Origin of the sequence: Actinomadura sp. J1-007 (assembly GCF_009793335.1) — a bacterium.
Lineage (GTDB): Bacteria > Actinomycetota > Actinomycetes > Streptosporangiales > Streptosporangiaceae > Spirillospora > Spirillospora yumaensis.
Map to the genome: position 1 here is coordinate 2,302,096 of NZ_WING01000001.1, position 18,919 is coordinate 2,321,014.

An 18,919-nucleotide genomic window follows, 5' to 3' on the forward strand; every position below is an offset into this window, starting at 1 on the left:
TTTGGAAATCGCCACCCCTGGATTACCGGCAGGCCGTGCACACTGTCACCCCGCCGTGATCACCCGGGGCGCGGACGGCGCGGATCGCCGCGCGGGAGGGCGGTAACGGCGGCGGCGTCCCCTGTCGCGCTCCCAATCCCGTACGTCTGCCCGCTTAACAGGCGCCGTGCGGGAAGATCACGGCCAAGTCAGGAGTAAGCCGCGCCCGCGCTGGCTAATCTCCCCGATAGTCCCCGTAGCCGCTTCCCGAGACGAGCCCTCCATGACCGCTGACCGCCCGATCCCGCCGGGCGCCCCCCGCTACTCCCGCGCCCAGCGCCGCGCCCTCGCCGCGGTCGCCGGGCTCGCCGTCGCCGCGCTGGCGGGCGGCGCGTTCACGCTGACCTACGACGTGCTCCGCGACCTCGCCGTCGCGGGCCACGCGAGCCGCCGCTGGGCGCCGGTCTACCCGGCCATGGCCGACCTGCTCACCGCGATGACGATCCTGTCGCTCGTGGTCACCCGGCAGGCCCGCTGGTGGACGCGGACGCTCCGGTGGGTCCTGCTGCTGGTCCTGGTGGCCGGGGTCGCGGCGATCAGCGTGCAGCGTTCGGTCAAGGGGTACGGCGCGCTGCCGGACGACCCTCTCGACGCGGGTGTGGCCGTCGCCCCGCACGTCCTGCTGGTCATCGCGGTCTGGCTGTGGCTGACGATGTTCAAGCAGCTCCGCACCGCCCGGCACGAGACCCCGCCCGAGCCGGCCGAGGCGCCCGAGGCCCGCGACACCGCGGGACGCCTGGGCGCGGGACGGCCGAAGGCCCCCGAACCCCTCTGGCGGCAGCAGCAGCGCGGGCACGTCAAGAAGATCGAGGCCCTGCCCGCGGCCCGTTCCGCCCCGGCCCTCCCCACCCCCGACGCCGAGCCCGAGCCGGACCGTACGGAGGACGGGCACGGCACCGGGGACGCGGACGCGCGGGAGGTCACGGCGCCCATGACGACCCGTCCCGACCTCGTCATGCCGCCGAAGCCCCGCACGCCGGGCCGGAACGGCGACGGCCCCGATGAGGACGCCGCCCTGGAGACGACGGCCACCACCGACCTCGACCCCCTCCCCGACCCCCTCCCCGACCCGCTCCCCGAACGACCCGCGAACGCGGCGGAAGCGGCCGACGAGCCGGTCTCGACCCCGGCCCCGGGCCCGGCCCCGGCGGACGGCGAGGGGATCGACGGCGTCGCGGACGAGGGCGACGAGCTGGACCTCCCCCGGCCGACCGGGCGGAGGACCCCGACGCCGGGGACGACGACGAGCGCGAGGGCCGGGGACGGCACCGGCTGCGCGGCCCGTCCGGCGACACCGAGCCGGACTTCCCCGTCCCGGCCCCGGCCCCGGTGCCGGACGGCGAGGCGGGCGACGCGGGGAACGCCCGCCCCGGCGGCCTCTCGATCTGGGACTGGAACCCGCCGTCCGGCTCGTTCCGTAGCTCCCCCACACCGCCCGCCGAGTAGCCCCGCGGATCTCCGGCGATCGGGCTGATCGGAACGGGCGTCGCCGGGGAACATATGACCTCATGACCACCACTGCGCAGGCCGGGGGAAGCTGGGTCGAGGGCTCGGACGCGAGCGGCTTCGGCATCGAGAACCTTCCGTACGGCGTGTTCTCCAGGCCGGGCGAGCTTCCCCGCGTGGGCGTGGCGATCGGCGCGTACGTGCTCGATCTCGCCGGGCTCGCCTCGGCGGGGCTGATCGACGACCGGCGCTGGTTCGCGTCCGGGTCCCTCAACGCGTTCATGGTGGCCGGGCGCGCCGCCTGGGACGCCTGCCGGGCGCGGCTCACCGTGCTGCTCGCGGACGGTGCCGACGCCGAGCTGAGGGAGCGGACGCGCGCGCACCTCGTCCCGCTGGGCGAGGCCGAGCTGCTGCGCCCGTTCGAGGTCGCCGACTACGTCGACTTCTACTCCTCCGAGCACCACGCCACGAACGTCGGCAGGATGTTCCGGCCGGGCGGGCAGGCGCTCCAGCCGAACTGGAAGCGGCTGCCGGTCGCCTACCACGGGCGCGCGGGCACCGTGTACCCGTCCGGGACGCCGATCGTCCGGCCGTGCGGGCAGCGCAGGCCGTCCGAGCCGGGTGGCGAGCCCACGTTCGGGCCCTCGCTCAGGCTGGACGGGGAGGTGGAGGTCGGCTTCGTCGCGGGCGTGCCGTCCGCGCCGGGACGCGGCGTGCCGACCGGCGCGTTCCGCGACCACGTCTTCGGGTTCGTGCTGGTGAACGACTGGAGCGCGCGCGACCTCCAGACGTGGGAGGCGCAGCCGCTCGGACCGTTCCTCGCCAAGTCGTTCGCGACGTCGATCTCGCCGTGGGTGGTGCCGGTCGCCGCGCTGGAGGCCGCCAGGACCGCGCCGCCGCGGCAGGACCCCGAGCCGATGCCGTACCTGCGCTGCGACGAGCCGTGGGGCCTGGACCTGACGCTGGAGCTGCTGATCAACGGGCAGGTCGCGAGCCGCCCGCCGTTCGCCTCGATGTACTGGACCTCGCCGCAGCAGCTCGCGCACGCCACGGTGAACGGCGCGCCGCTGCGCACCGGCGACCTGTTCGCGTCGGGCACCGTCTCGGGCCCGGAGCGCGGCCAGCGCGGCTGCCTGCTCGAACTGTCGTGGAACGGCGAGGAGCCCGTCGTGCTGCCGGACGGCGCGAAGCGGCTGTTCCTGGAGGACGGCGACACGGTCACGATCCGAGCGACCGCCCCCGGCACCGCCGGCGGAACGATCAGCCTCGGCGAGGTCACCGGCACCATCCACCCCGCCCAACACCCCTGACCCCACCCGGCCGGGCGCGCCCAGACGATGCACCGGACGCTTGGGGCGGGCCGAAGACGGGAGGCCGGAACCTTCGCGCGCGCCCAGGCGGCTGCCGAAGGCGAGAGGGCCGGTGCTCCAGGGAAGTGAAGGCGGGAGGCCGAGACCTTCGCCCATGCCCAGGCGTGCGCTGGAGGCTGGAGGCTAGGCGGCGGGGGTCTGGGCCGCGGTCAGGTGGGTGGGAGGACCAGGGCGTTGGCGATGGCGGCCAGGCCCTCGCCGCGGCCGGTCAGGCCGAGGCCGTCGGTGGTCGTGGCGGAGACGCTGACGGGCGCGCCGCCGAGGGCCTCGCTGAGGACCTTCTCGGCCTCCGCGCGGCGCTTGCCGATCTTGGGACGGTTGCCGATCACCTGGACGGCCACGTTCCCGATGGTGAAGCCCGCCGCGCCGACCAGCCGGGCGACCTCGGCGAGCAGCGCGACGCCGGACGCGCCGGACCAGCGCGGGTCGGCGGTGCCGAAGACCGCGCCGACGTCGCCGAGCCCGCAGGCCGACAGCAGCGCGTCGCAGGCCGCGTGGGCGGCCACGTCGCCGTCGCTGTGGCCGGCGAGGCCGGTGCCCTCGCCGGGCCATTCGAGCCCGGCGACCCAGAGCGGCCGGTCGTGCGAAGCGAACGGGTGGACGTCGGTGCCGACGCCCACCCGTGGAATCCGTTCGCTCAACTCAGGTGGCCAGGACCTCGTCGAGGAGGGCCTCGGCCTTGTCCTCGTTGGTCTTCTCGGCCAGCGCGAGCTCGCTGACCAGGATCTGCCGCGCCTTCGCCAGCATCCGCTTCTCGCCCGCGGACAGCCCGCGCTCCTTGTCGCGGCGCCAGAGGTCGCGGACGACCTCGGCGACCTTGTTGACGTCGCCGGAGGCGAGCTTCTCAAGGTTGGCCTTGTAACGGCGCGACCAGTTGGTGGGCTCTTCGGTGTAGGGCGCGCGCAGCACCTCGAACACCTTCTCCAGACCTTCCTGGCCGACGACGTCACGGACGCCCACGTCCTCGACGTTCTCGACCGGGACCTGCACTGTCAGGTCGCCCTTGTCGACCTTCAAGACCAGATAGGTCTTTTCCTCACCCTTGATGGTGCGAGTCTCGATGGCCTCGATCCGAGCAGCCCCATGGTGGGGGTAGACGACGGTGTCGCCGACCTGGAAAGTCATGTGACAAGTACCCCTTCCGCTAGAACCAGGGTAGCACGGAACCGGCGGTGGCCGCACCGACCTTCAGGACATATGCGCAGGTCAACCCCCTAATTGGGGTCTTGACAAAGCCCTTTAATGGTGCATCCGGCCCTTGTTCCCCGTCCACCCGGGGCGGTCGCGCCCCCGTGGACGGATCGGTTCCGCTGTTACGACGGTCCGCCGCTCCGGTCGCCCGGAAGCGGCTCATACTGGAGGTGAACATGCCGGGCCGGGCGGGTACGAAGCGCCCGGAAGGGTCCGAACAGGGGCACGGCGGCGGACCCGGCGGTTTCGAGGATACGGAGGTGCCGCGTGAGGCCGGACGGCGACCCCGAGCCCGACGACTACGGGCTCCCCCGGGTCGACGTCGTGGTGCCCGACGACGCCCGCGAACTCGACCGCGACATCGTCGCCTACCACCGCGAGCGGCGCCAGGAGCGGCGGCGCGCGCGCAACCGGCGGCTCGTCCGGCCGTTCACCCGGTTCGGGGTGGCCATCCCGATCATCGCGGGCGCGCTGCTCATCGCCCTGGTCAGCGGGGCGCTGATGACCGCGTTCGGGCCCCGTCCCACGCCGCGTCCGACCGCCCGGATGCTGGCCCCGAGCGCGTCGGCGAGCCCGGGGAGGCTGCACGGACTGCTGCCCGAGGGGTACGTCAGCGTCGTCGGCCGCGAAGCCGTCCGGACCAGGCTCCAGGACCTGCGCCCCGGGGTGATCGCGATCCTGCCGCCCGGGTACCGCTGCGAGCCGATGGTGGCCGAGCTGGCGGGCAGGGCGCAGGAGTTCAAGCTCAACTTCTGGCTCGTCGCCGACCCGCGCCCCGCCGCCGGCCGCAAGGGCATGTCGATCAAGGACCTGCGCGCGTGCGCGGGCACCGCGCACCGGGGGACGGCGCAGATCATCGAGGACGGGGACGGCATCCTCGCCCGCGCGTACGCGCCCGCCCCGGGGACGCCCGGCACGGGGGCGACGGCCGTGTTCGTCCAGCTCGACGGGATCGTCCCGCACGCCGAGCCCTTCGCGCGGCTCGGCGGCGAGCTGACCGAGATGGTCCAGGCGCTCGAAACGAGCTGAGGCGTGCCGCGGCGGGCTTCGGCGCGGCGGGCTTCGGCGCGGCGTCCGCGCCGTTCCGCCCGCAACACGCTCAGGCCACCCCCGAATCGGGGCTCCCGGCCCTACCTCGCTACGCTGCCCCTGGCGTTTCTCACGCCGGCCGAACGGACGTCCAGGCCCCTTGAACGCCCGCTCGGCAGCATCTTCAGCAACTTTCGTACCTTCAACCTTTCGAGCCCTCGCGAGGAGATCGACGCCGTGATCCGTAACAGCCGTCGAATGGTCACACTCGCCATCGCGGGTGCCGTCGCCATCGCGCCGGTGATCTCCGGCTGCGGCGCCGGCAGCGAGCCCCAGACCGCCGCCCCGACGCAGCTCACCGAGGGCGTCAACGTCACCATCCCCAAGGACCACCCGGGGAAGGCGCAGATCGACGTCCGCAACATGTTCCTGCTCGGCCCGCGTCCCGAGATGACGTTCGGCCAGGGCAGCTCCGTGCCGCTCTACGCCACGATCGTCAACCAGGTCAAGGACCGCCCGGACCGGCTCGTGGGCGTCAGCTCCGCCGACTTCGCCCAGGTGAAGATCACCGGTGGCGCGGTGGCGCTGCCGGCCGCCAAGCAGACCGGGCTCGGCAGCGCGGTCCGGCTGATGGGCCAGGCCGCCCCGACGCCGCCCGCCACCGGCAAGCCGTCCAACGGCAAGACGCCCAAGCCGGGGGCCAAGCCGTCCGGCGGGGCCGCGGGCGGGACGACTCCGAGCCCGGGCTCCACGCCGACCGCCGGGGCCACCACGCCGCCGCCCGCCGCGCCCTCCGCGGGCGCCACCGGGTCGGACGCCGAGGGACCGGGCGCGAGCGCGACGCCGTCCGCCGGGGTCACCGAGGCGACCGGCGCGCCCGCCGCGCCGCCGGCCCCGGACGGCAAGGCGCCGCTCGTGGTGCTGACCGGGCTCACCAAGCCGCTGCTCGGCGGCGAGACGGTGCGGCTGCGGCTCCAGTTCGAGAAGGCCGGGAGCGTCGACGTGTCGGTGCCGGTCATCCCGCAGCAGGGCGAGTTCGCCTCGTACGCCGCGGTGTCGGCCGGCGCGCCCGCGCCGGGCGCGACCGCCGCGCCGACCGCCGGGGAGACCGCGCCGGCGCCCGAGGGCGGCACGCACGGCTCCGGCCAGCCGAGCGCTCCGGCCACCCCTGAGGGCACGCCGCCCACCGGTGGCGCCGGCGAGACCCCCGAGGCGGGGGCGACCGGCCACTGATCGGCCCGTCGCGCCCTCGCGCGGCGACGGACGGCACAAGGAACGGCCCGTACGGCTTCGCGCCGTACGGGCCGTTCCTTGTTCCCGTGGGGGTGTCCTTGGGGGGCGGGGGGGCGCCCGGCCGTTCTACGGCTCGAACTTGTAGCCGAGGCCCCGCACGGTGACGATGTAGCGCGGCGTGGACGGGGTGGACTCGATCTTCGCGCGGAGCCGCTTGATGTGGACGTCGAGGGTCTTGGTGTCGCCGACGTAGTCGGCGCCCCAGACGCGGTCGATGAGCTGCATCCGGGTGAGGACGCGGCCGGCGTTGCGCAGCAGCACCTCCAGCAGCTCGAACTCCTTCAGCGGGAGCTGGACGGACTCGCCGCCCACGCTGACCACGTGCCGTTCGACGTCCATCCTGACCGGGCCGGCCTCCAGCGTCGCGGGGGCCAGCTCCTCGACCTCGCCCTGGCGCCGCAGCACGGCGCGCATCCGGGCGATGAGCTCGCGGGTGGAGAACGGCTTGGTGACGTAGTCGTCGGCGCCGAGCTCCAGCCCGACGACCTTGTCGACCTCGCTGTCCTTGGCGGTCAGCATGATCACGGGGACGTTGGACTTGGCGCGCAGCTCCCTGCACACCTCGGTGCCGGGGAGCCCGGGGAGCATCAGGTCGAGGAGCACGAGGTCGGCACCGTTGCGCTCGAAGATGTCCAGCGCGTCGGGCCCGGTGGCCGCCACAGCGACCTCGAAGCCCTCCTTGCGCAGGTTGTACGACAGTGCGTCGCTGAACGACTCCTCGTCTTCAACGACGAGCACGCGGGTCACGGTGTTGCCTCCCGGGCGGTTGTGCTCTGGATCCCATCGGCGGGGCGGCGCCGGCCCCTCTGCGTGTTCATGGCGCCGTCCTTCAGGGGTTCGGTGGGGTCGGCCGCGCCGGTCCGGCCGGACCGGCCGCCGTCCTCCGGCGCGCCGGGGGCGGGGCCGGGGACGGGGTCCGCGGGTTCCGGGGCGGGCTCGGCGGCCCGCGGATGCCGGCCGTCGAGGCGGGACGCGGCGAGCAGCGGGAGCCGGATCGTGAACGTCGAGCCGGAGCCCTCCTTGCTCCACACCGTGACCTCGCCGCCGTGCTTGGTGGTGACGTGCTTGACGATGGCGAGGCCGAGGCCGGTGCCGCCGGTCTGCCGGGAGCGGGCCGGGTCCACGCGGTAGAACCGCTCGAAGATCCGTTCCACCTCCCCGTCGGGGATGCCGATGCCCTGGTCGGTCACGTTGATCTCGACGTGCCGGTCGTCGCACTGCCGGGTGGCGACGACGACGCGGGTGTTCTCGGGACTGTAGGCGACCGCGTTGTCGACCAGGTTGCGCAGCGCGGTGACCAGCAGCTCCTCGTCGCCGCGCACCCGCAGGCCCGCCCGGCCGCCGGAGGTGAGCTCGATGTTCTTGGACGACGCCTTGATCTGGCAGCGGTCCAGCGCCTCGACCGTGACCTCGTCTAGGGAGACGGGGTGCAGCTCGGGCAGCGGCTCGTCGCCCTGGATGCGCGACAGCGTCATCAGGTCCTGGACGAGGTTGGTCAGCCGGACCGACTCCATCTGCATCCGGCCCGCGAAGCGCCGTACGGCCTCGGGGTCGTCGGCGGCGCCCTCCACGGTCTCGGCGAGCAGCGACAGCGCGCCGACCGGCGTCTTCAGCTCGTGGCTGACGTTGGCGACGAAGTCGCGGCGGATCGCCTCGGTGCGGCGCATCTCGGTCAGGTCCTCGGCGAGCACCAGCACCAGGCCGTGCGTGCCGAGGGGCGCGACGCGCACCGCGAACCAGCGGCCGTCGGCGCGGCTGCGGCTGCGGGACGGCCCGACCTGGATCTCGGTCTCGCGGATCTCCCCGTCGCGGCGGACGAGCCGGGCCATCGCGAGCAGCTCGTCCACGACGAGCCGGTCGCCGGCGACCACGCCGAACGCCCGCGCCGCCGAGCTGGCTCTCAGCACCCGGTCCTCGGCGTCGACCACGACCGCCGACGACCTCAGCACCGACAGCACCGAGGCGATCCCCGGCGGCAGCCCGCTCTGGGGCGCCGCCGGCGCCGACATCCGCTGGGCCCGCTCGCTCACGCGCACCGCCAATCCCGTCGCGAGCCCGATCGCGAGCCCGGCGAGGCCCGTCAGACCCGCGACAATCTCTACCTCCACACTTCGGATCGTAAGCGGCGTTCGGGCCGTTCCCGCACCATGGGGGCACCGCACCTGGTCTCGTTCGCCCAAAGTTCACCTTGCCCTACAGGCCAGTTCACGGGGGTGGGGCAGGGTGTGCCGTGGGCCGGTCCGCCCGGGCGCGGCCCGTTCAGTCCTGCCCCTCGACGCGTGCTCCGGCCTCCGGCCCACGCACCCCTCCCCGCACGATTCGTACCAAGGGACCTCAATTGCGCGACGCCTACCACGAGGAGCTCGACTCCCTCTCCGACAAGCTCGTCGAGATGACCCGGCTCGTGCGCTCCGCGATGGCGCGCGCGGTGACCGCGCTGCTGGACGCCGACCTGCGGCTGTCGGAGGAGGTGATCAGCGGCGACGAGCACGTCAACAAGATCGACAACGAGATCGAGGAGACCGTCTTCGATCTGATGGCGCGCCAGCAGCCGGTGGCGGGCGACCTGCGCACGCTGATCACCGCGCTGCGGATGAGCGGCGACCTGGAGCGGATGGGCGACCTGGCGGTGCACATCGCGAAGACCGCGCGCCGCCGCCACCCCGAGACGGCCGTCCCGCCGGAGCTCCAGGCGACGGTGCTGGAGATGGGCCAGATCGCCGAACGGATGATCGCCAAGACGGGCAGCGTGATCGCGTCCCAGGACGTGGAGATGGGCCTGGAGCTCGACGCCGACGACGACCAGATGGACCGGCTGCACCGCAAGCTGTTCGACATCCTGCTGTCGCCCAAGTGGAAGCACGGCGTCGAGCCGGCCGTGGACATCACCCTCGCCGGGCGCTACTTCGAGCGGTTCGCCGACCACGCGGTGCACGTCGCGGAGAACGTCGTGTACCTGGTCACCGGGCAGCGCCCCGCGGAGATCACCGACCTCACCGACCTCGCCTGAGAGGCAGCGGACCAACCGTCCCGCCCACAAGAGAACCCGTCGTGACCGCCCGCTCGGGCGGTCACGACGGGTTCTCGCTCGTTCGGTGAGCCCGCGGCCCGGGGGCCCGCGGGTACGCGGGTACGCAGGTCCGCGGGCCGTGGTGTCCGGTGCCCGGCCCGCTCGTTCGGTGAGTCCGCAGGCCGCAGACCCGCAGGTCCGCGGGCCGTGGTGTCCGGTGCCCGGCCGGGGCCCTGGGCGGGTCCCGGCCGGGGGGCGGGCTACTTCTTGCGGCGTCTGGAGACGCGGCCCTGCTTGCCCTGCTTGCCGGGCGCGGGAGGCGGGCCGGGGACGCCGGGCTGCGCGGGCGCGCCGGGGGCGGGCATCCCGCGTCCGGCGGGCGGCATCGGCCCCGGAGCGCCGCCCGGGACGCCGCCGGGAGCGCCCGGAGGCATGCCGGGGGCGCCGGGGCGCCCGGGGGAACGGGCGGCAGCGGCGCGGTGCCCGGAGCCGGGGGCGCGGGCGGCTTGGCGTGCTTGGCGCCGCTCCCGCCGCCCTGGTTCTTCACGGCCTCGATGGCGGCCTTCGCGGCGGCCGGGTCGAGGTACTCGCCGCCGCGCTTCAACGGGGCGAAGTCGTCGTCGAGCTCGTACACCAGCGGGATGCCGGTCGGGATGTTGAGGCCGACGATGTCGTCGTCGGAGACGTCGTCGAGGTGCTTGACCATGGCGCGCAGCGAGTTGCCGTGCGCGGCGACCAGCACGGTCTTGCCCGCGGCGAGGTCGGGGACGATCGAGTCGTACCAGTAGGGCAGCAGCCGGTCGACGACGTCGGCGAGGCACTCGGTGCGCGGGATCAGCTCGGACGGCAGGCCCGCGTAGCGCAGGTCGTTCACCTGCGAGAGGGGGTCGTCGTCCTTGATCGGCGGCGGCGGCGTGTCGTACGAGCGGCGCCAGGTCATGAACTGCTGCTCGCCGAACTCCTCGCGGGTCTGCGCCTTGTTCTTGCCCTGGAGCCGGCCGTAGTGCCGCTCGTTCAGCCGCCAGGACCGGCGGACGGGGATCCACAGCAGGTCGGCCACGTCCAGGGCGATGTTGGCCGTGCGGATGGCGCGCTTCAGCAGCGAGGTGTGCACCACGTCGGGCGTGATGTCGGCGTCGAGCAGCAGGTCGCCGCCCTTGGTCGCCTCGCTCTCGCCCTTCGCCGAAAGGTCCACGTCCACCCATCCGGTGAACAGCCCTTCGGCGTTCCAGACGCTTTCGCCATGCCGGAGCAATACCAGGGTCGCCATGGGACGAAAGCTTATCGGCCGTGCGCGCGGACGGTCCGTTCAGTCCCTGTTGGCCGGGTCGGCGAACGAGGCGAACGCCTGGAGGTTGGCGAGGCTCTCGCCGCGCTTGACGCGCCAGTCCCACTCGCGCTGGATGGACGATTTGAAGCCGCGTTCGAGGGCCTTGTCGAAGTTGTCGTCGGAGTAGGTGAGCACGCAGCCGAGCAGCCGGTCGATCTCGTCGGGGCTGACGGAGGCGAGCGGGACCTTGCCGACCAGGTGCACGTCGCCGACGTCGTCGAGGGCGAACGCCACCCCGTACATCCGGCCGTTGCGCTCCAGCAGGAAGCGGTAGAACTCGGCGTGGTTCTCGTCGGGGCGGCGGCAGAAGAACGCCTCGACGTGCAGGCTGTGGTCGCCGACGATCAGCCAGGTCATGGTGGCGAGCTTGTGCTGGCCGGGCAGCTTGACGAAGAACGCGTTCTCGCGCGGGGTCTCGTAGTCGAGTTCGGCGGCCTTCAGCGTGTCCTCGATGACCCCGGCCAGTTCGGCGGGGGTGCGCTCGGGCGGGGCGGCGGTCACGCCGACACCTCCGCGGCGAGCGTGGACGCGGAGCGCGCGGTCTGGGCCGGTGGCCGGGCGGCGGCGGCCGAAAGCTGATCCATGGCACCGGTATACACCTCGACCAGCCGGTCGACGGTGGCGTCCCACCCGAAGCCCTGCGCGTGCCGGACGGCGCCGCGGGCGAGCCGGGCGTGCAGGCCGGGCTCGGCGTCCAGGCGGCGCAGCACGCGGGCGTAGTCGGCGGGGTCGTGCCCGCTGATCAGGACGCCCGACTCGCCGTCGTCCACGGCGGTGCACAGGCCGCCGACGGCGGAGGCGACGACGGGCGTGCCGCACGCCTGCGACTCGACGGCGACCAGCCCGAACGACTCGTTGTGGGACGGGACGACGGTGACGTCGGCGGCGCGGTACCAGTCGGCGAGGACGGGCTGCGGGCTCGGCGGCTCGAACCGTACGACGCCCGACAGGCCGAGCTCGGCGGCGAGCCGCTGGAGGCCCTCGGGCTTGCGGCGCCCGCTGCCGCTCGGTCCGCCGACGACGGCGACGACGAGCCGTTCCCACAGGGACGGGTCGTCGGCGAGCATCCGGGCGGCGGCGCGCAGCAGCACGTCGGGGGCCTTGAGCGGCTGGATCCGTCCGACGAACAGCAGCACGTACGCGTCGCGCGGCAGGCCGAGGCGGCGGCGGGCGGGCCCGGTGCGGTGCGCGAGCAGGCCCGTTCCGCGCGCGAGGAGCGGCGACTCGGGCCGGAACATGGACAGGTCCACGCCGGGGCTGACGGCGGTGACGCGGGACGGGGCGGCGCCGTAGAGGTCGATCAGCTCGCGGGTCTCCTTGGCGGTGTTGGCCACGAGCCGGTCGGCGGACCGGGCGACCTGCTCCTCGCCGAGCACGCGCTCCTCGGGCTCGGGCTTGTCGTCGGCGGCGAGCGCGGCGTTCTTGACCTTGGCCATGGTGTGCATCGAGTGCACGAGCGGGACGCCCCAGCGCTGCTTGGCGGCCCAGCCCGCCTGGCCGGACAGCCAGTAGTGGGTGTGCAGCAGGTCGTAGTGGCCGGGGTCGTAGGACGCCTCGGCGCGCAGCACCCCCGAGGTGAACCCGCAGAGGTGGCGGGGCAGCTCGGTCTTGTCGAGCTCCTCGAACGGCCCGGCGACGACGTTGCGGACGAGCACGCCGGGGGCCAGCTCGGTCACCGGCGGCAGGGCCCGCGAGGTGGCCCGGGTGAAGATGTCGACCTCGATCCCCCGGACGGCGAGGCGTTTCGCGACTTCGACGATGTAGACGTTCATGCCGCCCGCGTCGCCCGTCCCCGGCTGATCGAGGGGGGACGTGTGAACGCTGACCGTCGCAACCCGGTTGATACGACGCGACACCGGACACCACCTCCGGTAGTGCAACCTATCGACGGGGTCCGGTGTTCCCGTTGCACGGGTTAGAACCGTCACGCGGCGAACGGTGATGATCCTCACTCCCCCGCGCCCCCGCCGGACCGGGCCGCGGGCGGGGGCGGCGGGGTCGCCGCCGCGCGGGTCAGCTCCAGGAGACCTTGGTCTCCGCGGCGTCGAAGCGCAGCACGGCGAGGGCGGTGAGGACGGCCGCGATCCCGGCGAGCACGGCGACGGGCAGCCACACGCCCGTCCAGCCGACCCGGCCGAGGAAGATCTCGCGGAACGCCTTGATCGCCCAGTAGGCGGGCGTGGCGGGCGCCACGGCCTGCGCCCAGCCCGGCAGCAGGCTCGTCGGGACGAGCCCGCCTCCGGCGCCCGCGACGGCGAGCGAGACCAGGTTGCCGATCGAGCTGAACTGCTGCACCGAACGGCACACCGCGGCCAGCGCCACCGCGATCGAGGTGATCATCGCGGCGGTGGCGGCGACCGCGGCGAGCAGCGCCGGGACGTCGCCGGGCGCGACCCGCAGGCCGAACAGCGGCACCGAGAGCGCGAACAGCACCGCGAGCTGCCCCGCCGACATCGCGAGGATCGGCAGCGACTTGCCGACGACCAACTCGGCGGGGGTGAGGCGGGTGGTGCGGAGCCGTTCCCAGACGAACCACTGGTGGTCGCGGTAGAAGGCGAAGCCGCCGAACATCACGACGAACATGCCGAACATGAGCGCCTCGCCGGGCACGGCCCCCGCCGCCCCGTTCCCGGCGGGCGCGCCCTGCTGCCGCAGCGCCAGCCCGAACATCGGCTTGACCAGCGACATCACGATCAGCGGCATGACCAGCAGGATGACCAGCGCGAACACGTCGCCGCGCAGCATCCGCAGCTCGTGCCCGGCGAGAACGCCGATCCTGCGCGGGCTCATCCGGCCTCCTCGTCGTAGCGGCGGCCCGTGAGGGTCAGGAAGACGCTCTCCAGGCTCGGCTCGATGACCTCGACGCCGGTGATGCGGGCGCCGAGCGCCCCGGCGCGCGTCGCGACGTCCGCGATGGCCGCGGCGGTGTCGGCGCAGGGGATCCGCAGCACGCCGGTCCCCTCCACCGCGGTCGTCCCGGGGATGCCGAGGTCCGGCGGCCCATCGGCCGCGGCGCCCTCGAACGCGACCTCGACCGCCGTCAGGCCGTGCCGGGCGCTCAGCTCCGCCACGCCGCCCTCGGCGAGGACGCGGCCGTCGTCGAGCACGACCACGCGCGCGTCGAGGTCGGCGACCTCCTGGAGGTAGTGGGTGGTGTAGAGGACGGCGGTTCCCTCGGCGGCGAGCTTGCGGACGACCTCCAGCAGCCGGGCCCGCGTCACCACGTCCGCGCCGAGCGTCGGCTCGTCCAGCAGCAGCAGGGCGGGGCGGTGGACGACGGCCGCGGCGATGTGCGCGCGGCGGCGCTCGCCGCCGGAGAGGTCGCGCGGCTTGCGGTCGAGCAGGCCGGCCAGCTCCAGGCGTTCGGCGGTCCCGGCGACGGCGTCGCGCAGCGGAGCGCCGCGCAGTCCGGACAGGCGGCCGAACAGCCGGAGGTTGTCGCGGACGGTCACGTTCGGGTAGACGGCGGTGTCCTGGCCCGCGTAGCCGACGGCGGACGGCCCGCCGCCTTCCGCGTCGCGCCGGGCGTTCCGTCCCCTGGCGCGGGCGCCGCGGACGGGGCGTCCGGCCACGGTGACGGTCCCGGCGTCGGGCTCGCGCAGCCCGGCGACGATCGAGACGAGCGTGCTCTTGCCCGCGCCGTTCCGGCCGAGCAGCGCGGTGATCTCCCCGGCGGCGACGGCGAGGTCGACGCCGCGCAGCGCCGCGTTCCCGCCGTACGCCTTGGCGACGCTCCGGACGTCGAGCAGCGGACCGTCAGACGCGGTGGTGTGCGGCACCGGGTCAGCCCCGCTGATGGTTCGCGACCCAGGACTCGACGTGGTCGGCGGCCGTGCCGGCGCCGTCCTCGGCGTGGATCCGCGCGCCGATCTCCATCGCCCGCTCCTTCATCCGGGGCGAGGTGACGGCCTGCGTGATCCGTTCGGCGAGGTCGGGGACGGTCAGCTTCTGATACCAGAGCGGCTTCGGCCCCGCGCCGAGCTCGTGGACGCGCTGCCCGAAGTACGGCTGGTCGTGGAAGAACGCGGCGACGACGTTCGGGACCCCGGCGCGCAGGCACCCGGACGTGGTGCCGATCCCGCCGTGGTGGACGGCCGCGGCCATCTGCGGGATCAGCCACGTGTGCGGGACGTCGGTCACCGTGAAGAACTGGTCGTCGTTCGGCAGGCCCTGCGGGTTGCCCAGCAGGACGCCGCGCTGCCCCGACTTGCGCAGCGCCGCCCGCAGCAGCCTGTCGGTGTCGGCGAGGTCGCCGGGCACCATGCTGCCGAACCCGGCGTAGACGGGCGCGGGGCCGTCGCCGATGAAGTCGACCAGGTCCTGCGGCGGCGTCCAGGTGGACGGCGGGTCGTAGAACCAGAACCCGGTCACCTTGACGTTGTCGCCCCAGTCCCGTCCGCGCGGGATCATCGCGTCGCTGAACCCGCACAGCACCGGCGTCCTCGCGCGGCGCAGCGCCCGGTAGGGCCCGAAGAACGGCGCGGCGGGCAGCCCGGCCTCCCGGGTGCGCCACTCGTTGATGAACGCCCGGAACGCGTGCCACATGATCTGCTCGGCGGCCTCGTGCGCGATCCGGTTGCCGAGCGGGCCGAGGCCGAACGGGACCTGCATCGGCGGGAAGTCGCGGGTCGGCTCGATCGGCTGGACCTGGGCGTGGCAGTTCCAGGTGCCGTCGCGTTCGGCCACGTGGTGCGCGCTGAACCCGATCGTGGAGTAGATCACCGCGTCGGCGCCGGTGCACGCCTCGGCGAGCACGACGGTGTCGCGTTCGAGGTAGGGCTTGGCGAGCCGGACCGAGTGCCAGGCGAGCTTGAGCAGGTTGCGGCCGCTCGACAGGACCCGCTGGCCGCGCGGCGAGCCGAGGATCTCGTTCGGGTCGTAGCTGAGCGGGACGGCCTCCAGCCCGGCCTCCTCGGCGAGCGCGGTGAAGTTTCCGGCGCAGACCAGCCGGACGTCGTGGCCGCGGCTCACCAGCCGGTGCCCGAGCGCGATGAACGGCTGGGTGTCCCCTCGGGTGCCGATCGCGACGATCGTGACCTTCATGTGCTCCCTCTCCCCGGCTCCGGCTGTCCCGCCCGCGGCCGGAGGCGGAGAAACGAGCAAGCGCCTGCTTCACGCTCCGGCCGGGGCCCACCCTCGCCGCCGGGCCTGAACCGGCCCCTGAATCCCGTCCGCCGAACCGCTGCATCGCGGCTGAACCGGGCAGCCCACCCGCCCCGCTGTGACGTTCACCACACCGCGTGGCCGGTGCTCGTCTCCCGGCACCGGGCCAGGGCCTCGGCCACGTCCCGCCAGTCGCGCTCCGTGGCGTAGCGGAGGGCGCGGTCGAAGATGGGCCCCTGCGTCTCGAAGAAGGCCGCGAGCGACGCGCGGTCGGCGTCCCGTCCCGCGATCTCCTCGGTGGACCGCAGGAGCATGCGGCGCACGGCCGCGTCGCGTTCGGCCGCGCCGAGCTCCACGCGCTCGCGGGCGTAGACGCGGACGAGGTCGGGCAGGCGGAACCGCAGCCAGCCGAGCGGGTCGCGGCCCGCCGACTCCATCAGGTGGGCCTGGACGAGCTCCTGGACGACATCGTCGGACGGGACGTCCAGCATCGCGGCGACGCCCCACGAGGTGAAGTCGTTCGGCCCGAGCGCGGCGAGCAGGCCGAGGGCGCGGGCGGCGTCCGGGGTGAGGCGGCGGTGGCTCGCGGCGATCGACGCCGCCACGTCCAGGTCGCCGAGCCGCAGGACGCCGAGGCGCTGCCAGGGCGCGGCGAGCCGTTCGGCCATGCGGTGCAGCCGCCACGACTCGTCCGCCGCGAGCCGGGCGCCCGCGATCCGGACCGCGAGCGGGAGCCGGGCGCAGCGGTCCACGATGGCGCGCGCCGCCTCGGGCTCGGCCGTCGCGCGGCGCGCGCCGATGACGCGGCCGAGCAGGGCGAGCGCCTCGGCCGTGGACCACGGGGCGAGGGTGAGCCGCTGCGCGGGCGGCAGCTCGGGCAGCGCGTCGCGGCTGGTCACGAGGGTCGCGGACGCGCCGGTCCCGGGCAGCAGGGGCCGCAGCTGCGCCACGCCCTCCGCGTCGTCCAGCACGATCAGCAGCCGCCGTCCCGCCACGTGCGCGCGGAACACCGACGCGCGCGCCTCCGTCCCCGCCGGGAGCCGGCCCGGGTCGCCGCCGAGCGCGAGGACCATCTCCTCCAGGACGTCGCCGGGACGGCGCGGGCGCGGTGTCGTGCCGCCGAGGCCCACATAGAGCTGGCCGTCGGGATAGTCCTCCCGGACGGCGTGCGCGACGTGCACGGCCAGCGCGGTCTTCCCGACGCCCGGCTGTCCCGTCACCGCCATCAGGACGGGGGCCGCCCGGTCGCGGCCCCCGCCGAGCAGGCCCGCCAGCAGCCGCGTGACCTCCGTACGGCCGGTGTAGTCCGTCAGGTCGGGAGGGAGCTGGTAGGTGGCCTGGGGGACCGGCGCGGCGGCGGGCAGCACGTGGAGCGCCCGGCTGGGCGGGACGAGCGGCGAGGGGAGCGGGGAGCCTCCGCCGAGGCGTCCGGCCTTCAGGTCGCGGTGGACGGCGGCCAGCTCGGGGCCGGGCTCCAGCTCGATCTCCGCGAGCGCGTCCCGGACCCGGCCGAACGCGGCGACGGCCTCCGCGCCCCGCCCCGACAGGGCCAGGACGGTGATCAGGCGCGTCCAGAGCGGCTCGCGCAGCGGATGGTCCTCGGTGAGCGGACGGAGCGCGGCGACCGCGTCGCCGGGGCGGCCGAGGGCGAGCAGCGCGTCGGCCCAGTGCTCGGCGACCGCGATCCGCCGCTCCTCCAGCGCCGCCGCCCGGCCGGTGATGAGCGGCGTCGCGGGGACGTCGGCGAGCGCGGGCCCGCGCCAGAGGTCGAGCGCTGCGGCGAGGCGGCCGAGCGCCCGGTCCGGCTCCCCGGCGGCGAGCGCGGCGCTCCCGGCCGCGGCGAGCGCCTCGAACCGCCCCTCGTCCACGTCGTCGGGGTCGATCGCCAGCTCGTACCCGGACGGGCGGGTGCGCAGGAGGTCCTCGCCGCCGAGCAGGCGCCGCAGCCGGACCACGTACCCGTGGACCTGGTTGGCGGCCAGGCGCGGCGGGGCGTCCCCCCACAGCTCGGCGGTGATCCGGGCGCGGGACAGGACGCGGCGCGGCCGGAGCGCGAGCAGGGCCAGCAGGGCCCGGGGCTTTCCGGCGCCGACGCTCGCCCATCCCCCGGCGGCCCGGACCTCCACGGGCCCGAGTATCCGGACGAACGGCTCCTCCATGCGGCCCATGTGATCATGATTCACCCTGGTGTGCGCCCGCGGGCGCGGGCCTGGCAGGCTGGCCACATGCGGAAGACGGCTGTGGTGACGGGAGCGAGCAGCGGGATCGGGGCCGCCACGGCGCGGCGGCTGGCGGCCGAGGGCTTCAACGTGGTCCTCGCCGCGCGGCGCAGGGACCGGCTGGACGCGCTCGCGGACGAGATCTCCGGGAGCGTGCCGGGGGCGGCGAAGGTCGTCCCCCTCACCCTGGACGTGACCTCGCAGGAGTCGGTGGACGCGCTCGCGGCGGCCCTGGACGGCTGCCACGTGCTGGTCAACAACGCGGGCGGCGCGATCGGCCTCGAACCGGTCGCCGAGGCCGACCCCGCCGACTGGCAGGCGATGTACGACTCCAACGTGCTCGGCCTGCTGCGGGTGACCAAGGCGCTGCTGCCCAAGCTGGTCGCGAGCGGCGCGGGCCACGTCGTCAACGTCACCTCGCTCGCCGCGCACGCCCCGTACGAGGGCGGCGCCGGGTACAACGCCGCCAAGCACGCCGCGTACGCCGTCAACGAGGTGCTGCGGCTGGAGCTGGTCGCCGAGCCGGTCCGGGTCACCGAGATCGCGCCGGGGCTGGTGCGGACGGAGGAGTTCTCGCTCGTCCGGTTCAAGGGCGACGCGGCCAAGGCCGGCAAGCCGTACGAGGGCGTCCCCGAGCCGCTGGTGGCCGACGACGTCGCCGACTGCGTCGCGTGGGCGGTGACGCGCCCGCCGCACGTCAACATCGACCGGATCGACGTGCAGCCCCGCGTCCAGGCCGCCCCCACAAGCTGCACCGAGTCTGACCTTCCGCGCCGTCCGCCCGCCGGGCCGCGCCCGTCCGCGCCCGTCCGCGCCGCCCGACTGACCGTCCGGCTTCCGGGTACTCCCAGGTCAGAGAGATCGTTCGGGGAGTCCATCGGGGGACGGG

General features: G+C 74.6%; 15 protein-coding genes and 2 pseudogenes. 6 read left to right on the plus strand and 11 right to left on the minus strand.

Annotated features, from left to right (window positions below):
* Window positions 1-262: 262 nt before the first annotated feature.
* Window positions 263-1,513, plus strand: a complete 1,251-nt coding sequence (locus tag GEV43_RS10400; protein ID WP_160820500.1) for a DUF2637 domain-containing protein — start codon at window positions 263-265, stop codon at window positions 1,511-1,513.
* A 34-nt stretch (window positions 1,514-1,547) separates the two neighbouring features.
* A complete protein-coding gene (fahA, locus tag GEV43_RS10405; RefSeq protein ID WP_160820501.1) occupies window positions 1,548-2,795 on the plus strand; it encodes a fumarylacetoacetase in 1,248 nt (415 codons plus the stop codon).
* Window positions 2,796-3,004: 209 nt separating this feature from the next.
* Here fahA and ispF read toward each other — a convergent pair whose 3' ends face one another.
* On the minus strand, window positions 3,005-3,475 hold the full coding sequence (gene ispF / locus GEV43_RS10410) for a 2-C-methyl-D-erythritol 2,4-cyclodiphosphate synthase (protein ID WP_309239571.1): 471 nt from the start codon (window positions 3,473-3,475) through the stop codon (window positions 3,005-3,007).
* Between the two features lie 22 nt (window positions 3,476-3,497).
* Window positions 3,498-3,980, minus strand: coding sequence for a CarD family transcriptional regulator (locus tag GEV43_RS10415; protein WP_131882922.1), 483 nt, complete (start codon window positions 3,978-3,980; stop codon window positions 3,498-3,500).
* A 333-nt stretch (window positions 3,981-4,313) separates the two neighbouring features.
* On the opposite strand from GEV43_RS10415, the gene GEV43_RS10420 reads away from it, so the two are divergent.
* Both GEV43_RS10420 and GEV43_RS10425 read left to right on the plus strand, forming a co-directional pair.
* On the plus strand, window positions 4,314-5,075 hold the full coding sequence (locus GEV43_RS10420; protein ID WP_175250019.1) for a hypothetical protein: 762 nt from the start codon (window positions 4,314-4,316) through the stop codon (window positions 5,073-5,075).
* 258 nt (window positions 5,076-5,333) lie between these two features.
* Complete coding sequence (locus tag GEV43_RS10425) at window positions 5,334-6,308, plus strand: copper chaperone PCu(A)C (RefSeq protein WP_160820503.1); 975 nt, start codon at window positions 5,334-5,336, stop codon at window positions 6,306-6,308.
* Between the two features lie 126 nt (window positions 6,309-6,434).
* On the opposite strand, the gene GEV43_RS10430 is transcribed toward GEV43_RS10425, so the two are convergent.
* Window positions 6,435-7,115 (minus strand): response regulator transcription factor, encoded by a 681-nt coding sequence (locus tag GEV43_RS10430; protein ID WP_160820504.1) that lies wholly within the window; start codon window positions 7,113-7,115, stop codon window positions 6,435-6,437.
* Window positions 7,112-8,476, minus strand: a complete 1,365-nt coding sequence (locus GEV43_RS10435) for a cell wall metabolism sensor histidine kinase WalK (RefSeq protein ID WP_160820505.1) — start codon at window positions 8,474-8,476, stop codon at window positions 7,112-7,114. The genes GEV43_RS10430 and GEV43_RS10435 overlap by 4 nt, the downstream gene beginning before the upstream one ends.
* Before the next feature lie 230 nt (window positions 8,477-8,706).
* Between GEV43_RS10435 and phoU the strand changes: the two genes are divergently transcribed.
* Window positions 8,707-9,378 carry a phosphate signaling complex protein PhoU gene (gene phoU, locus GEV43_RS10440; protein ID WP_160820506.1) on the plus strand — a complete coding sequence of 224 codons (672 nt, stop codon included), beginning with the start codon at window positions 8,707-8,709 and terminating at the stop codon, window positions 9,376-9,378.
* Between the two features lie 532 nt (window positions 9,379-9,910).
* Here phoU and GEV43_RS10445 read toward each other — a convergent pair.
* The 7 genes and pseudogenes from GEV43_RS10445 to GEV43_RS10475 all read right to left on the minus strand — a co-directional run.
* Window positions 9,911-10,648 (minus strand): annotated as a pseudogene (locus GEV43_RS10445) (phosphoglyceromutase); the annotation flags it as partial.
* A gap of 39 nt (window positions 10,649-10,687) precedes the next feature.
* The gene (locus GEV43_RS10450) at window positions 10,688-11,209 is read right to left on the minus strand and encodes a YbjN domain-containing protein (protein WP_309239572.1); all 522 of its coding nucleotides are present in this window, start codon (window positions 11,207-11,209) and stop codon (window positions 10,688-10,690) included.
* On the minus strand, window positions 11,206-12,564 hold the full coding sequence (gene mshA / locus GEV43_RS10455) for a D-inositol-3-phosphate glycosyltransferase (protein ID WP_160820507.1): 1,359 nt from the start codon (window positions 12,562-12,564) through the stop codon (window positions 11,206-11,208). The genes GEV43_RS10450 and mshA overlap by 4 nt, the downstream gene beginning before the upstream one ends.
* A 157-nt stretch (window positions 12,565-12,721) precedes the next feature.
* Window positions 12,722-13,498 carry an ABC transporter permease gene (locus GEV43_RS10460; protein ID WP_160820508.1) on the minus strand — a complete coding sequence of 259 codons (777 nt, stop codon included), beginning with the start codon at window positions 13,496-13,498 and terminating at the stop codon, window positions 12,722-12,724.
* Complete coding sequence (locus GEV43_RS10465) at window positions 13,495-14,487, minus strand: ABC transporter ATP-binding protein (RefSeq protein ID WP_160820509.1); 993 nt, start codon at window positions 14,485-14,487, stop codon at window positions 13,495-13,497. The genes GEV43_RS10460 and GEV43_RS10465 overlap by 4 nt, the downstream gene beginning before the upstream one ends.
* Before the next feature lie 4 nt (window positions 14,488-14,491).
* Window positions 14,492-15,751, minus strand: a complete 1,260-nt coding sequence (locus tag GEV43_RS10470) for a glycosyltransferase (protein ID WP_160820510.1) — start codon at window positions 15,749-15,751, stop codon at window positions 14,492-14,494.
* Between the two features lie 185 nt (window positions 15,752-15,936).
* Window positions 15,937-17,979 (minus strand): BTAD domain-containing putative transcriptional regulator, encoded by a 2,043-nt coding sequence (locus GEV43_RS10475; protein WP_160820511.1) that lies wholly within the window; start codon window positions 17,977-17,979, stop codon window positions 15,937-15,939.
* 57 nt (window positions 17,980-18,036) lie between these two features.
* On the opposite strand from GEV43_RS10475, the pseudogene GEV43_RS10480 reads away from it, so the two are divergent.
* Window positions 18,037-18,794: pseudogene (locus tag GEV43_RS10480) on the plus strand (SDR family NAD(P)-dependent oxidoreductase).
* Window positions 18,795-18,919: the final 125 nt, after the last annotated feature.

Bases quoted from the DNA above. Each gene is read 5' to 3' on its own strand.
- GEV43_RS10400 (WP_160820500.1), top strand. From the start codon at position 263: ATGACCGCTGACCGCCCGATCCCGCCGGGCGCCCCCCGCTACTCCCGC.
- fahA (WP_160820501.1), top strand. From the start codon at position 1,548: ATGACCACCACTGCGCAGGCCGGGGGAAGCTGGGTCGAGGGCTCGGAC.
- GEV43_RS10415 (WP_131882922.1), bottom strand. From the start codon at position 3,980: ATGACTTTCCAGGTCGGCGACACCGTCGTCTACCCCCACCATGGGGCT.
- GEV43_RS10425 (WP_160820503.1), top strand. From the start codon at position 5,334: ATGGTCACACTCGCCATCGCGGGTGCCGTCGCCATCGCGCCGGTGATC.
- GEV43_RS10460 (WP_160820508.1), bottom strand. From the start codon at position 13,498: ATGAGCCCGCGCAGGATCGGCGTTCTCGCCGGGCACGAGCTGCGGATG.
- GEV43_RS10470 (WP_160820510.1), bottom strand. From the start codon at position 15,751: ATGAAGGTCACGATCGTCGCGATCGGCACCCGAGGGGACACCCAGCCG.
- GEV43_RS10475 (WP_160820511.1), bottom strand. From the start codon at position 17,979: ATGGGCCGCATGGAGGAGCCGTTCGTCCGGATACTCGGGCCCGTGGAG.